The sequence below is a fragment of the Flavobacterium denitrificans DSM 15936 genome, from assembly GCF_000425445.1.
GTDB classification, from domain to species: Bacteria; Bacteroidota; Bacteroidia; order Flavobacteriales; family Flavobacteriaceae; genus Flavobacterium; species Flavobacterium denitrificans.
Genome location: NZ_AUDL01000011.1, coordinates 166296 through 181323 on the forward strand (window position 1 = coordinate 166296; position 15028 = coordinate 181323).

The 15028-nt window shown below is 35.1% G+C and carries 11 protein-coding genes and 2 tRNA genes; 5 read left to right on the plus strand and 8 right to left on the minus strand.

Going from position 1 to position 15028, the window contains the following annotated elements; translation table 11 throughout:
• Positions 1–315 precede the first annotated feature (315 nt).
• From H600_RS0106735 to H600_RS0106755, 5 genes are all read right to left on the minus strand, one after another.
• Positions 316–1221 (minus strand): N-acetylmuramoyl-L-alanine amidase, encoded by a 906-nt coding sequence (locus tag H600_RS0106735; RefSeq protein WP_026728063.1) that lies wholly within the window; start codon positions 1219–1221, stop codon positions 316–318.
• 37 nt (positions 1222–1258) lie between these two features.
• Entirely contained in the window at positions 1259–1804 is a 546-nt protein-coding gene (locus tag H600_RS0106740) for a hypothetical protein (protein ID WP_026728064.1), read from the minus strand.
• 39 nt (positions 1805–1843) lie between these two features.
• Complete coding sequence (rimO, locus tag H600_RS0106745) at positions 1844–3157, minus strand: 30S ribosomal protein S12 methylthiotransferase RimO (protein ID WP_026728065.1); 1314 nt, start codon at positions 3155–3157, stop codon at positions 1844–1846.
• A gap of 182 nt (positions 3158–3339) precedes the next feature.
• Positions 3340–4845: an OmpP1/FadL family transporter gene (locus tag H600_RS0106750; RefSeq protein WP_026728066.1), complete on the minus strand. Its 1506-nt coding sequence runs from the start codon at positions 4843–4845 to the stop codon at positions 3340–3342.
• Between the two features lie 45 nt (positions 4846–4890).
• The gene (locus tag H600_RS0106755; protein ID WP_026728067.1) at positions 4891–5886 is read right to left on the minus strand and encodes a hypothetical protein; all 996 of its coding nucleotides are present in this window, start codon (positions 5884–5886) and stop codon (positions 4891–4893) included.
• 101 nt (positions 5887–5987) lie between these two features.
• Between H600_RS0106755 and proS the strand changes: the two genes are divergently transcribed.
• The 4 genes from proS (at position 5988) to rpsT (ending at position 8140) form a co-directional block, all read left to right on the plus strand.
• Positions 5988–7466: a proline--tRNA ligase gene (gene proS, locus H600_RS0106760; RefSeq protein ID WP_026728068.1), complete on the plus strand. Its 1479-nt coding sequence runs from the start codon at positions 5988–5990 to the stop codon at positions 7464–7466.
• 78 nt (positions 7467–7544) lie between these two features.
• Positions 7545–7616 (plus strand) — tRNA-Glu (locus H600_RS0106765).
• 46 nt (positions 7617–7662) lie between these two features.
• Positions 7663–7734, plus strand: a tRNA-Glu gene (locus tag H600_RS0106770).
• Positions 7735–7888: 154 nt separating this feature from the next.
• Positions 7889–8140, plus strand: a complete 252-nt coding sequence (gene rpsT / locus H600_RS0106775) for a 30S ribosomal protein S20 (protein ID WP_012026903.1) — start codon at positions 7889–7891, stop codon at positions 8138–8140.
• 176 nt (positions 8141–8316) lie between these two features.
• On the opposite strand, the gene H600_RS0106780 is transcribed toward rpsT, so the two are convergent.
• Together H600_RS0106780 and H600_RS0106785 are read right to left on the minus strand one after the other, a co-directional pair.
• Positions 8317–8727 carry a response regulator gene (locus H600_RS0106780; protein WP_026728069.1) on the minus strand — a complete coding sequence of 137 codons (411 nt, stop codon included), beginning with the start codon at positions 8725–8727 and terminating at the stop codon, positions 8317–8319.
• A 4-nt stretch (positions 8728–8731) separates the two neighbouring features.
• Positions 8732–10441 (minus strand): PAS domain-containing sensor histidine kinase, encoded by a 1710-nt coding sequence (locus tag H600_RS0106785; RefSeq protein WP_026728070.1) that lies wholly within the window; start codon positions 10439–10441, stop codon positions 8732–8734.
• A gap of 169 nt (positions 10442–10610) precedes the next feature.
• On the opposite strand from H600_RS0106785, the gene typA reads away from it, so the two are divergent.
• Complete coding sequence (gene typA, locus H600_RS0106790) at positions 10611–12407, plus strand: translational GTPase TypA (protein WP_026728071.1); 1797 nt, start codon at positions 10611–10613, stop codon at positions 12405–12407.
• A 120-nt stretch (positions 12408–12527) separates the two neighbouring features.
• Here the strand turns inward: typA and H600_RS0106795 are convergent, their stop codons facing one another.
• Positions 12528–14972, minus strand: coding sequence for a T9SS type B sorting domain-containing protein (locus H600_RS0106795; protein ID WP_026728072.1), 2445 nt, complete (start codon positions 14970–14972; stop codon positions 12528–12530).
• Positions 14973–15028: the final 56 nt, after the last annotated feature.

A 15028-nucleotide genomic window follows, 5' to 3' on the forward strand; every position in this document is an offset into this window, starting at 1 on the left:
TCTCAAGTGTAAAATGTGTTATGGAAAAATGTGTGACGTGAATTTTTGCAGTGCTTAATCAGCCTATTTTTAGATGTTGTTTGCGTACTGTATAGACGTACTGTCCCACACTGTTGCAAGTTTTTTCATTGTAACAGAGTCTTTCAGAATAAAGATCTTAAAAAGACAAGCAGATGCGCGGATTGAACAAATTTACACAGTTGAAAAAACAGTGGTAATCTCTTTAGGATGCGTAATTTGTGTGCTATTGACAGCAAGATTTGGAAAATAAAAAAAGAGGCTAGAGAGCCTCTTTGTATTTTTTTGCGGAAACTACTATTGAATTTGCTTTTTGTAAATCGAGTAAATAGTGTCTATTGTTTTTCGATCTAATGTCGCCGTTACATCAGTTTGAATATAATGTAATTTGAAAGCCATAATGGCTGCCGATAGATTTTTTGTGTTGTAACCAATTATTCTTAGTGCTGGTTCGATTTTAAAATCAAATGGAGCTTCTTCCAAAACTTCATCTGGCCAAATCCCGAAACCTTTTTCAGCTAATGTTTTCCACGGGAATAAAGCACTTGGGTCTTGTTTTCTTCCCGGAGCTATATCAGAGTGACCTAAAATGTTTTGCGTCGGAATATTGTAATCTTTTTTTAATTTTGTTAAAAGAGCAACAAGACTGCTGATTTGGCTTTCTGTGAAAGGTTTAAATCCGTTGTTGTCTAGTTCAATCCCGATAGAGCTTGAATTGATGTCAGTGTTTTTTCCCCAAGTAGATGCTCCTGCGTGCCATGCTCTTAAATAATCATTAAGCATTTGAACTACTTTTCCGTTTTCTGAAATAATATAATGTGCGCTAACCTGTGTTTTTGTTTTGGTAAACGTGCTTATAGTTTGTTTCAGAGAATCTTGAGCTGTATGGTGAATGATGATAAAGCTTGGTTTTCTCAAATTGAAATTCACAGTTCCAACCCATTCCGTTGTAATTCCGTTTACTAAATAAGTCGATCCTGTTTTAGACAAAGTGTCTTTTATGATGCCCAGTTGTTGCGCATAAGTAGTGTCAATTATTACAGGGCTCACAGCCGGAATTGGTTGCGGATCTTTGCTTGTAATTTGATTTTCTAAATTTTTAAGCTGCTGATCATATACCTTTTCAGTTGTTTTATAAGGATTTGTTGAGCAAGAAGTTATTATAATTGCTAAAATCAAATAACACAAATGTTTCTTTATCATGGTCATTTACATTTTGAGATGAAGTTTTTTTTAAATATTATTCTTCAGCTTTTTTTGTTTTTTCTTCTTCGGTTGGTTCTTTATGATCTTTAGAGTCCTTTTTCTTTTTTGATTTTTCTTTTTGAACTCCTTTGAAATTTGCCGTGAATTCCTTGTATTTTTCTATTTGATCAGGATTCAAAAAAGCATTTATTTTTTTAGTAGTGCTTTCTCTTAATGCATTGATCTGTTCAATTTTTTGATCTTGGCTACTGCTTTCATTTTTTAAAAGAATTCCTTGTTCTTTCATGCTGTCGGCTAACGCGTTTGTTATCGCTATCACTTGAAGGTCATCAAGTTTTAGCTCTGGTTTCATTTGTTCAACGATTTTAGCTGCAGTTTCCTCGGCAGGAATTTCTTTTGGTTTGCTTGGTGTGCTTGGTGGAGTGGCCATCATGCTTCTGTCCATACCCATTCCGCCACCACGGCCATAACCTCCACCATAACCATTATTGTAACCATTGTAGCCTCCATATTGTGCAGATGCTAAATTGAAACAGCATAAAGTGAAAATCAATAGAAAAAATGTGTTCGTAGGTTTCATAATAGTTTTTATCTAAATTGATAATAGTTTAGCGTAAATTTAAGCAGGTTCTCCGTATAAATCAAATTCTGTTGCTTCAATTATCTTGATATTAACAAATTCTCCTGTTTTTACATAATGTTTAGATGCATCGATCAAAACTTCATTGTCAACATCTGGGCTGTCAAACTCAGTACGGCCAACAAAATGTGCACCTTCTTTTCTGTCGATAATGCATTTATAGACTTGCCCAACTTTTTCTTGATTTAAATCCCAAGAAATTTGAGATTGTAGTTCCATTATTTCATTTGCTCTGGCTTGTTTTACATCATCTGGAACATCATCCTCTAGTAAATAAGCATGTGTGTTTTCTTCATGCGAATAAGCAAAACATCCCATTCTGTCAAATTTCATTTCCTGAACAAAATCTTTTAAAATTTCAAAATCTTCCTGTGTTTCGCCTGGATATCCAACAATTAAAGTAGTTCTGATTGCCATTCCCGGAACCGAAGCACGGAAATCTTTTAATAATTGGGTTGTTTTGGCTTGTGTTGTGCCACGACGCATCGATTTCAGAATGGAATCAGAAATGTGTTGCAATGGAATGTCTATATAATTACAGATTTTTGGCTCACGTTTCATGATCTCCAAAACATCCATTGGAAAGCCAGTAGGAAAAGCGTAGTGTAAACGGATCCATTCGATTCCTTCTACTTTAGCTAACGCTTCTAAAAGTTCGCCAAGATTTCTCTTTTTGTAAAGGTCAAGACCGTAATAAGTTAAGTCTTGAGCAATCAAAATTAATTCCTTAACGCCATTTTTTGCTAGGCCTTCGGCTTCTTTTACCAATTTTTCAATTGGTTGAGAAACGTGTGATCCACGCATAAGCGGAATTGCACAGAAGCTGCAAGGTCTGTCACAGCCTTCGGCGATTTTTAAATAAGCATAATTTTTTGGAGTTGTTGTTAAGCGCTCTCCTAATAATTCATGTTTATAGTCGGCTCCTAAAGCTTTTAATAATTGTGGCAATTCAGTTGTTCCAAAGTATTGATCAACATTTGGAATTTCTTTTTCTAAGTCTGGCCTGTAACGCTCAGATAAACATCCGGTTACGAAAACTTTATCAACTAAACCTTTGTCTTTTTTGTCGGCATATTCTAAAATCATATTAACAGATTCCGCTTTTGCATTGTCAATAAAACCGCAAGTGTTAATTACAATTATGTTTCCTTCTTTTTCTGCAGGAGCCTCGTGTTCAACTTCTTTTCCATTTGCACGCAGTTGTCCCATAAGGACTTCGCTGTCATAAACATTTTTTGAACACCCAAGAGTGATTACGTTAATTTTGTTCTTTTTTAAAGACTTGGTTCTCATACTTTTATAAATTGGAGTGCAAAATTACACTTTTTTATTCAAACACCGCTTGTTTCGGTTTCATTTAGATGTTTTTTATGAAGCGAATCCCGTTGTTCACTATATCTTTTGTGCTTTAGTAAAAAAAAATCCGTCAAGAAAACACTCGACGGAAATCTTCAATCATCTATTTTGATTTTTAATTACAATTCAAATAATAATGTAAAAGTAACATTGTTCAATTTTGAAGTTATGTTAGCTCCGTCGGTAAAGCCTGTTGCAAAAAAACCTTGGTTTGATTTTCTTTCTAAATAAGAATAAGCTAAATCTAACTTAGTTGCTCCAAAGCTATAGCCCAAACCTCCTGAATAGCTGTTTGCGTCACCAATAGTTCTTCCATCTTTATAAGGGCTTCCTTCAAATCTATAACCTCCACGAAGGCTTAATCTTTGAATTTTGTATTCGGCTCCAATTCGCAATTCTCCATTTGATGTTAGCTGATTGCTCATGTCTGCATTTAATCCTCTGAAACCGGGATCGCTTGTTGGTTTGTATTTTGTGTTTCCGTAATTTTTAATTGAATAGTCGACGCTAATTAAGCCAGACTTTCCGAAAACATAAGCACCGCTGAAAGTGAATTTGTCAGGTGTCTGCAAAGTATATCTTTCGTAAACGTTGATTATATTTGGGTTGATTGACTCACGAATTTCGTCGCCGCCTGCTGCTTGTCTTGTTGTTGATAAGCTTTGTGCGACTTCATCGTATAAATCATACCAAGTATTTGATTCGTAAGCGACACCAAGTCTTAAGCCGTCAGTAACTTTGGCTATAGCACCTAATTGGAACGAAAACCCGTTTCCGTAAGTGTATAAGTCATTGTTGAAGCGCAAACTCGATATTGTTTCGCGCGCTTCTAAAGGATTGCTGTTGTCTTCGTAAAAACTGCTTGATCTTCTGTAATCTGTAATGTGGAGATTTAAGTTGGCCCCAAAATAAATTTTATCTTTGTATGAAGTAGCAATATTGAAAGTCAATTTGCTGTTGTATCCACTTGTGTAAATTTCGTTTTCTTGATAGTAATTTCCTCCAGCAGGAACGGCAGAAACATATTGTGTATTATTGTTGTCGTTTGCATTGACAGGGTTTATTATGTATCCTTGATATCCAAAATAGGCTTGTTGTTCATCATAATACATATCTCGATAAGGAACTCCTGTGATTACACTTAGCGGAATTCCGTTTGCATAAGTCAAGAAGTACTGATCAATTGAATTTCTAGGATTTGTACCAGCAGAAAATATGTCGTTGTCGAAATTATTTGTGTTTTCATAAGTTGCCCCGATGGCAATTTTTTTCCAATTATTATTTGGATTACGATCATGAAAAACAAAAACACCACCGGCTTGATTTAATATAAATGAGTTGTCTTTGTCGCTGGTTTCAGTTCCGAAGTAATTGGAGTTGTTTTTCTTGGTTAAATTGCTGAAACTTATTCCCATTTGATTGTTGTTGAATACAGCAGATCCGGCAGGATTGACTTGCAATGCTGATATATCACCTCCAACAGCTCCAAAGGCACCGCTCATGGCTCTGTATCTCGCAGTTCCGGTTAAATTTTCTTGAGCATATCGAATAGCGTCAGATACTTCTTGTGAATGTAAGGCGCTAAAAGATAGTCCTGTTATAAAAAGGAAGAGTATTTTTTTCATCGGGTTAGGTTTTTAAAGTGATTGAAATGATTTGCGAAAGAAGCTTTATCTTCTTCCGCCGCCGCCACCGCCACCGTAGGATCTTCCTCCTCCTCCGCCGCCGTAGCTTCCTCCGCCACCGCTTCTCATGCTTGCTCCACTGCTGTTTGAAGAACGCGATGGGCTAGGAGAGTATGTTCTAGAAGAACTGCTGTTAGGAGTGTAGCTTCTGTTGGTTGCTCCAGCACTTGATCTATTAGAGTAGTCATAGCCACTGCTACGGCCTTGAGTTGTGCTTCTTCTATCTGTAAAAGATGGACTTGAATATGTTCTTCCATTTACAGAAGAGCTTCTTCTGAAATCAGAATAGCTTCTGCCGTTAGTGCTGTAGTTACTGCTTCGTCCGGCGTAACTTCTAGATGATAAATTGCTTCCTGAATAACTTCTTCCCGCATATTCTCTTCCCACGTAATTTCTTCCCGCATAAGAAGAGCTTCTTGATGCATAGCCTCTGGAGCCGTAATAGGCTGCAGATCCTCTTCTTCCGTAGCTGTAGTTGTAATTAGCATAGTATCCGTATCCACATCCTGGATATCCCCAACCAGGATATCCCCAACCTGGGTAATAACCCCAACCGTACCAAGGGTATCCCCATCCGTATCCATAATAAGGGTATCCCCATCCAAATCCGATTCCCCAGTACCATGATGGGTCATTGTAAACAACTACAGAAGTCTCTGTACTGGCGCTTCCCCAAGCTGGGTAAGCTACAGTTGCTGTTTGTGTACTGTCGTTTATAGCATAATTACCGTAATTGTCTACATCTGTAAAAATTTCGGTAGGCTGATCGGCATCTTGAAGCGATTTGAAGTAATCTTTATATTGGTTATTAGTGCTTGTGGTATTTGTTTGTGCATACGTGTTTGTTGGTTTTCCATAAACTCCATCATTGTCATAATAAGATGTGTTTTGGTAAGAACCACACGATGCAAGCAGAAAACTCAGTAATCCAATTAAGTAAAAGTAACTTGAGTTTTGGCGGAGATAAGTAGAAGTTTTCATATCTGTGGAGTTTTTTATTGTTGCACATTACAAAAATAGTTAGTTTTGTCAAACTATTTAGTTAAAATTATTAAAACAAAATTTGTGCCAAACTATATAATATGAGTAAGAACCTTACTACAAGATCAGAAGATTATTCAAAATGGTATAATGAACTGGTTGTGAAAGCAGATCTAGCTGAAAATTCAGGGGTTAGAGGATGTATGGTAATTAAGCCATACGGGTATGCTATTTGGGAGAAAATGCAGGCTGAGTTAGATAGAATGTTTAAAGAAACAGGACATCAAAATGCTTACTTTCCGTTATTCGTGCCAAAAAGCATGTTTGAAGCTGAAGAGACAAATGCAGAAGGATTTGCAAAAGAATGCGCTGTTGTGACGCATTATAGACTGAAAAATGACGAAAGCAGGCCGGGTAAATTGATGGTTGATCCAAATGCAAAGCTTGAGGAAGAGCTTATTGTTCGTCCAACAAGTGAGGCGATTATTTGGTCTACATATAAAGGATGGGTGCAATCTTATAGAGATTTGCCATTGTTGATTAATCAATGGGCAAATGTGGTGCGTTGGGAAATGCGTACGCGTTTGTTTTTGAGAACTGCTGAGTTTTTATGGCAAGAAGGGCATACAGCTCACGCTACAAAAGCAGAAGCTATTGAGGAATCTGAAAAAATGATGAACGTTTATGCTGATTTTGCTGAGAGCTTCATGGCTATTCCGGTTGTGAAAGGCTTGAAAACAGAAACAGAGCGTTTTGCAGGAGCTGATGAAACATATTGTATTGAAGCTTTAATGCAAGATGGAAAAGCACTGCAGGCAGGAACTTCTCACTTTTTGGGGCAGAACTTTGCAAAGGCATTTGATGTGAAGTTTGCTAATGCAGAAGGGAAACAAGAACACGTTTGGGGAACTTCTTGGGGGGTTTCTACTCGTTTGATGGGAGCTTTGATTATGACGCATTCTGATGACCAAGGATTGGTGTTGCCTCCAAACTTAGCACCTATTCAAGTTGTAATCGTTCCAATTCATAAAACAGATGAGCAATTAGGTCAAATTACTATTGCTGTTAATGAATTGACTGCAAAATTGAGAAAATTGAAGATTTCAGTTAAGTATGATGACAGAACGACGCAAAAACCAGGATTCAAATTTGCTGAATGGGAATTAAAAGGAGTTCCTGTTCGAATTGCTGTTGGTCCAAAAGATTTAGAAAATGGAACTTTTGAGGTGGCAAGACGTGATAATTTATCAAAAGTGGTTGTTGCTAGCGAAAAAATCGTTGATTATGTAAATGATTTATTAGAGCAGATTCAAAACGACTTGTTCGCAAAAGCATTAGACTATCGTAATGCACATGTTACAGAAGTGAATAATTTTGAGGAATTTAAGGAGGTTTTAGAAGGAAAAGGTGGTTTCTTATCTGCTCACTGGGATGGAACTGCAGAGACAGAAGAAAAGATAAAAGAATTGACAAAAGCGACCATTCGTTGTATTCCTTTGGATGCTGTTGAAGAGGCGGGAACCTGTGTGTTTACTGGTAATCCATCTTCTAAAAGAGTGCTTTTTGCGAAGGCATATTAAAAAAAAATATATTTTTTTGCCTCAGGTGTTGCGCAAATAAAAAATAGATGTATCTTTGCATCCGCAATACAGAAGCACGGTCCGTTCGTCTATCGGTTAGGACGCCAGGTTTTCATCCTGGTAAGGGGGGTTCGATTCCCCCACGGACTACAAGTTATATTACATATTGAAAAGTTTCCAAACTTAGGAGAATTATGGTCCGTTCGTCTAGGGGTTAGGACGCCAGGTTTTCATCCTGGTAACAGGGGTTCGATTCCCCTACGGACTACAAAATTAGTTGTAAATAAGTTTTGTAAAACAAAAATTGGTGTCTCGGTTTTTGTTTTATTAGTTAAAACCAAAGTGATTGTTTTGCAATTGTGGGAGGTTTTTCTTTTTTAACTAGTATTTATAATAATTATTACATCTAAAATTAAAAAGAAATGGCAAATCATAAGTCAGCTTTAAAAAGAATCAGAAGCAACGAAAAAAGAAGAGTTCTTAACAGATACCAACATAAAACTACTCGTAATGCTATCAAAGCATTAAGATTAGCTACTGATAAATCTGATGCTGCTGCAAAATTATCAACTGTAATCTCTATGATTGATAAATTAGCTAAAAAGAATATCATTCACGATAATAAAGCTTCTAACTTGAAGTCTAAATTAACGAAACATGTTGCTAAATTGTAAATAAAACAATTTATTTAGATATTGAAAAGTCCTCTAAAAGAGGACTTTTTTTGTTTATAACAAATCTCAAATTCCAATTGTCCTTCTAAGCGAAGTCGAATAATCAAATTCGTTTTGAAAAAAAAAATCCAAATTCCATTTTTAAATTGGAATTTGGATTTTTAATATAGTACTTCTTAAAGGTCTATTTTCTTTTTGAGATATTCCAGCATCGGTAATGTAATTGGTTTTGAGAGAAAATCTATTATTATTGGATACTTTTTCGCTTTGGCTAAATCTTCGGGGTCAATTGTTGAGGATAGTACAATGACATTTGCTGTGTTGAATTCTGCATAATCCGAAGAGGTGAAATGGTCTAAAAACTCCCAGCCTCCCATAACAGGCATGTTTAAATCTAGAAAAATAAGTTCTGGTTTTTTGCTGTCCTTGTTTTTGTTGGTGTATTTTAAAGTATTGAATTGATGAAGGGCTTCTTCGCCATTTTGAGCTGTGATAATTTCATGACAAATTTGTGACTTTGAAATTACTTTTTTGCATAGCATCAACGTGATTGGGTCGTCGTCAATGCATAAAATTTGCTCGAGCATGATTTTAGTTTTTAAATGTTATCGTAAAGGTCGTCCCTTTATTGACTTCGCTTTCAATGCTAATTGTGCCACCCATTGTTTCTACTTGCGACTTTACAAGGTATAAGCCAAGTCCTTTGCTGTCTGGATAATTATGAAACCTTTGATAAAGACCAAAAACCTTGTCCCGGTTTCTTTCTAAATCAATCCCAATTCCGTTGTCCTTAAATGTCAATATCGCTTTATTGTCTATTTGTTCGGCAATAATGGATATTTTTAGTTTCCTGTTTTCTGATTTGTATTTTATAGAATTGGTGAGCAAATTAAGCAAAATGCTTTCAATGTATGCTTTGTTTGTGTTCAATAAGGGGACACGGTCAAATTTAAGCTTTATAATTGGTTTGTGCAGTTCTATTTGAAAAGATAATTGACTGAAAACATTTTCAAAGACTTCTTTTAAAGAAACCTCTTCTTTTTGCATCGAAGGATTGTCTTTGATGATTATGACTTTTACTAAATCATTAATTGTTTCATTTAATAAATGAGTCGATTTGGTAAATCCCGCTAATATTTCTTCGAGTTCTGGATTTTCGATTGGAATATCTTCTATAAGATTCAGCAGTCCAATTAAATTAGATAACGGAGCTCTTAAGTTGTGCGAGGTGATGTATGAAAATTGCTTTAAGTCTTTATTGTTTTGTGTTAGTTCACGGATAAGGTGTTCTTTTTCGGTTTCGAGCTTTTTCTCTTCGGTAATATCTCGTTGGATTGAAATCCAGTGAGAGATCGATCCTTCATTGTTGAAAATTGGAATCATTGAAAAGCGAACCCAATATTCTTCTTTTTGCTTGGTATAACTAATGGTTTCGATCAAGCATTCTTCTTCATTTTTGATTGCTCGCAACAGTTTTTTCAATTCTTCAGAATCTGATTTTGGCCCTTTAAAGATGTTTGGAGATTTGCCTACGATTTCATTCGATAGATAGCCGGACATTTGCGAAAAAGCAGGGTTAACGTAAACAATTTTTGGAATTTTTCGAGCTTGTGAATTTGCTTCAGTAATTAAGATTGAATCTTTAGATTGTGTGATTACGGTTTCCAGAAGTTTAAGTCGTTGTTCTTCTTCTTTTTGTTTTGTTATATCTTGAATAGCTCCAATCATTCTGGTGGCTCTTCCGTTTTCATCTTTCAATAAAAAACCTCGGTCCAAAACATATTTATAACTACCGTCGGCGCATCTAAAACGGTATTGATCTTGCCATTTTTCGGTTTTTTGTTCAATAAAAGAATATAATTTTATAGACATTCGGATGCTGTCTTCGGGATGAATTTTATCAAACCACCATTTCGAAGTTTTGCCAACTTCTTCTGGGTTGTAGCCAAAAATCCCTTCAATGCCTTTGTTCCAATTTATGCTGTCTTCTTGAATTTTCCAGTCCCAAATTGTGTCGCTTGTTGCTTTTGCTACAATGTCGTATTTTTCGTTTGACTCTTTTATTTCTTCGTTAGTTTTTTTTAATTTTTTAAAAACAGTTACATTTCTTTTTTCGTTTTTTGAAACTATGTATTTGAAAAACAATGCAGTAGTTAAAATGAAAAAAATGTCTTTTAAGAAAAAAAGATAAAAATATTTAACGTCCGAAAAATAAGTGGTAAGTATTTTATGACAGAGTATTGCCATAAATAATGATACTAGAATGTAAACTAGAGTAATTTGGAGAGTTTTACTTTTCATTACTTCAAATATAGTTAAATTAACTATAATTAAACAATAAGTAAAGTTCAATTTAAGGTCTATATTTAGATGTTTTGTATTAACTAATTGATTGTATATACGCAAACTATGATAGAAACGTTTTTTTTTAGAAAATAAAGTGTACCTTTGCAGCCATTAAAAATCACAGATGGAATCTATTAGAAACATTGCAATTATTGCCCACGTCGATCACGGTAAAACCACTTTGGTTGATAAAATTATGTATCACTGTCAATTATTTCGTGAAAACGAAAATACAGGTGATTTAATTCTTGATAATAACGATTTAGAGCGTGAGAGAGGTATTACTATTACTTCTAAAAACGTATCAGTTCAATATAAAGGAACAAAAATCAATATTATTGACACTCCAGGCCACGCGGATTTTGGAGGTGAAGTTGAACGTGTATTGAACATGGCCGATGGTGTATGTTTGTTAGTGGATGCTTTTGAAGGGCCAATGCCACAAACGCGTTTCGTACTACAAAAAGCTATTGATTTAGGTTTGAAACCGTGTGTAGTTATCAACAAAGTTGATAAAGAAAACTGTACTCCTGAAGAAGTTCACGAAAAAGTTTTTGACTTAATGTTTGAATTGGGTGCTACTGAAGAGCAATTGGATTTTCCAACTGTTTACGGTTCAGCTAAAAACAACTGGATGTCTGATGATTGGAAAGTTCAAACACAAAACATTGAGCCATTATTAGATATGGTTATCAAAAATGTTCCTGCTCCAAAAGTTGCTGAAGGAACTCCACAAATGTTGATTACTTCTTTAGATTTCTCTTCTTTCACAGGTCGTATCGCTATTGGTCGTCTTGAAAGAGGTACTTTGAAAGAAGGTTCTCCAATTTCTTTGGTTAAAAGAGATGGAAAAGTTATCAAATCAAGAATTAAAGAATTGCATACTTTCGAAGGTTTAGGCCGTAGAAAAGTAGAAGAAGTTGTTGCTGGTGATATCTGTGCTGTTGTAGGTATTGAAGGTTTTGAAATTGGTGATACTATCGCTGACTTTGAAAACCCAGAAGCTTTACAGACAATTGCTATTGACGAGCCAACAATGTCTATGTTGTTTACAATTAACGATTCACCTTTCTTTGGTAAAGAAGGTAAATTTGTTACTTCTCGTCATATCCGTGAAAGATTGACAAAAGAGTTGGAGAAAAACTTAGCGATGAAAGTTGGAGAAACTGATTCTGCTGATAAATTCATGGTTTTTGGTCGTGGTGTACTTCACTTGTCAGTTCTTATCGAAACTATGAGAAGAGAAGGGTATGAGTTGCAAATTGGTCAGCCACAAGTTATTATCAAAGAAGTTGATGGTGTTAAATGTGAGCCAATTGAGGAATTAACTATCGACTTGCCAGAAAACCTTTCAGGTAGAGCGGTTGAATTTGTAACGATCCGTAAAGGTGAAATGCTTTCTATGGAAGGTAAAGGAGAGCGTATGATTATTAAATTCAACATTCCATCTCGTGGAATTATCGGTTTAAGAAATCAATTGCTTACTGCTACTGCTGGTGAAGCTATTATGGCACACCGTTTCATCGGATACGAACCATACAAAGGAGAAATTCCTGGACGTAACAACGGTTCATTAATTTCTATGGAAAATGGAAAAGCAATTCCTTACTCTATCGATAAATTACAAGATCGTGGTAAATTCTTCGTTGATCCTAACGAGGATATCTACGAAGGACAAGTAATTGGAGAAAATACTCGTAGTGACGATATGACTGTTAACGTTACTAAAACGAAAAAACTTTCTAACGTACGTTCTTCTGGAGCTGATGATAAAGCTAGAATTATTCCGGCTATCAAATTCTCTTTAGAAGAAGCTTTAGAGTACATTCAAAAAGATGAGTACGTTGAAGTTACTCCAAAATCTCTTCGTTTAAGAAAGATTTACTTGAGTGAAACTGATAGAAAAAGATATAAAATCTAATTGATTTTAAGTCTCAATATAAAAAATCCCAAATTCCTCCCGAAGTCTCGGTACTGGAGTTTGGGATTCTTTTTTTAGGAATATTTGGTTTTGGGTTTTAAAATTTGGAATTTTAAAAGGTTATCTTTTCAAACTAAAATGGCCTTTTGTTTCTCGGCCATCTTCTAGTTTTAAAGTGTACCAATAATCGTCGGCAGGCATTGGATTGCCAGTAAAAGTTCCGTCCCAACCATCACCTGAAGCTATTATTTGTTTGATTAATTTTCCATAGCGATCAAAAATATAGACTTTCGTTTTTGAATTAAAGGTAGCATTAGCACCGAGAATGTTCCAATAATCATTATAGCCGTCATTATTTGGAGTAAAGAATTGTGGTATGCCAAGTACAGCAACGGTTTTGCTTACCAAGCCGCAGTTCTTTTTGTCATTTATGTAAACCTCATAAATTCCTGCTTTTAAATTGTCAAATACATTTGAATCCTGAAATGGATTATTTGGATAGTCTAGACTGTATTCGTAATCTCCTTTTCCGGAAACATTGATGGTAATTTTATTAGAATTATCCATTTTTAAATCAACAATATCAAACCTTTCTATTGTTGCTTTGTTGGAAGCTGTTACCTCGATGGTTCTTGTTTTGTTGCAATTATTTTTATTGGTCACGGTCACTGTGTACGTTCCTGTGCTATTGACCTCTAGTGTATGGTTTTTTTTATTAGGTATTTCGTTCCCATCTTTTTCCCAGTTAAAAGAATAATCAGCTAATGTGCTGAGATCGTCGATTCCTGCATTTAGTTTTACAAAATAAGATGCATTATCATCGCAGATATTAGTTGTAGTATTTTCGGCAAGTTGTGGTAATTTAATGACATCAAGTTTTATTTTGCTGATACCAAAACATTGATTTCCTTCTTCTATTCGTGCAAAAGCAAAATCAGTATAGGGTACTCTATTTTTATATTTCGAAGGATCACTAATAGCATTTTGTTCCAATAATGCATCATTTTCAGACGAATAGTATTTTAATTCTTGATTGTTAGTAACAGGGATTCCTACTTCGTTTAAATTAAACAAATGTATGCCGTCTTCAGTTCCATCATCATCACATACGGAATTCAGTGTATAGATTTTTTCTGGAATCATATTCGCTTTTAAAACAAGGTTTGATACAATGCTGCATTTTGTTCTTGAATTAGTTACTCTTACAAATAAAGTTTGTGGATTGCTTGTATTAGTGTAGGCAAAAGGTAACGGATTGATGTTGTTTACGGCATCACTATTATTTATAAAAAAAGAAGTTTCTAGGTCAGTATTGTTATTAGTGAGCAGGCTATTAGCTTCGTTTAAGTTGAATAATACGTGTCCGTTTGCGTTTTCACCAACATCACATTGTGCAAGAGTGCTATTATTGAAGACTGGAGGGGGAACTACAATAATTTTGATTTCTCCAATTGCTGCACTAAGTGTGGCGTGTGAAGCCTTTATGAATATAGATTGTTCAAATAATGTAGTATTGCTAAAAGGGGTTGCCAGTTCATTGGTATTGTTTTCAGCGTCAATTTGAGTTGGATAATAATGAATTTCGAGAGATGAAATGTCATCATTACTAAAAATTAATTTTGTTAGTTGATCCAGATAGATATTGGTTTTTCCGTCAAGGGGATTTGAATCATTTCCATCGCAAACTTCAACCTGATTTTTAGGAATAATTATCTTATCGCTTATTTTTAGAGTGAAAGAACTAGTTGTAAAACATTGAGTGGCTAAATTAGTCACTCTTGCAAAAATTGTTTCTGGACTTGTTGTGATTTTATATTCCGTTGGATTTTCTATCGGATATGCATTGATGATGGCGTCATTTGCCGAATTGTGATACGTAATTTTTACATTGGTCTGTGTTCCTGCAATTTTTGGAGAATTTGTGGTTAGGTCAAAATTTATAGTTGAATTGCCGCCAGAACTATAATCTGATTTTAAAATATCTAATTCTGTCGTTGCTGATGTGCTTATAGTTGGAGCTTCGTCGAATGTCGCAGTTCCAATCCATTCCAAGGAAAAATTACTGACACCAATAGGCCTGTCTATAACAACAAAATAAGATTCACCTGCATTAGCATCTATCCATCTGATATAGCCGTCACCTTTGAACGATGGGCCTTCGGAAAAGTCTTCATAATCGCCAGTCATTCCGGTATGATTAGTCGTCAATTTTGCTGCGTTCGGATTTGTAGTGGAACATCTAATAGGTGAAATTAATGATGCGCAATTTGCATTTGGGCCAAACACGAAAAAGTCAAAATCTTCATTTAGATCATTGCTTTCGGGTTTGATTATAAAACCAAATGTGCCAGAAGTCTTTATGGAGATTTTAAGCCACAAACTATTATGTTCGAATGAATCGCAGCTAGTTTTCAAATCGATTTCTTGGATATTTCCAAATCCTTGAAGACTTAAATCTTTAAATCCAGAGTTCCCACAAACAGCAAGTGCATCACTGCAATCGTTTTGTGAATAAATATTGAAAGAAAATAAAAATAGAATTAGTAGAGTTTTACATAAGCTCATCTTAAATGGATTTTATGTAAATATAAGGTAAATTCTACAGAATTTTAACAGAAAAT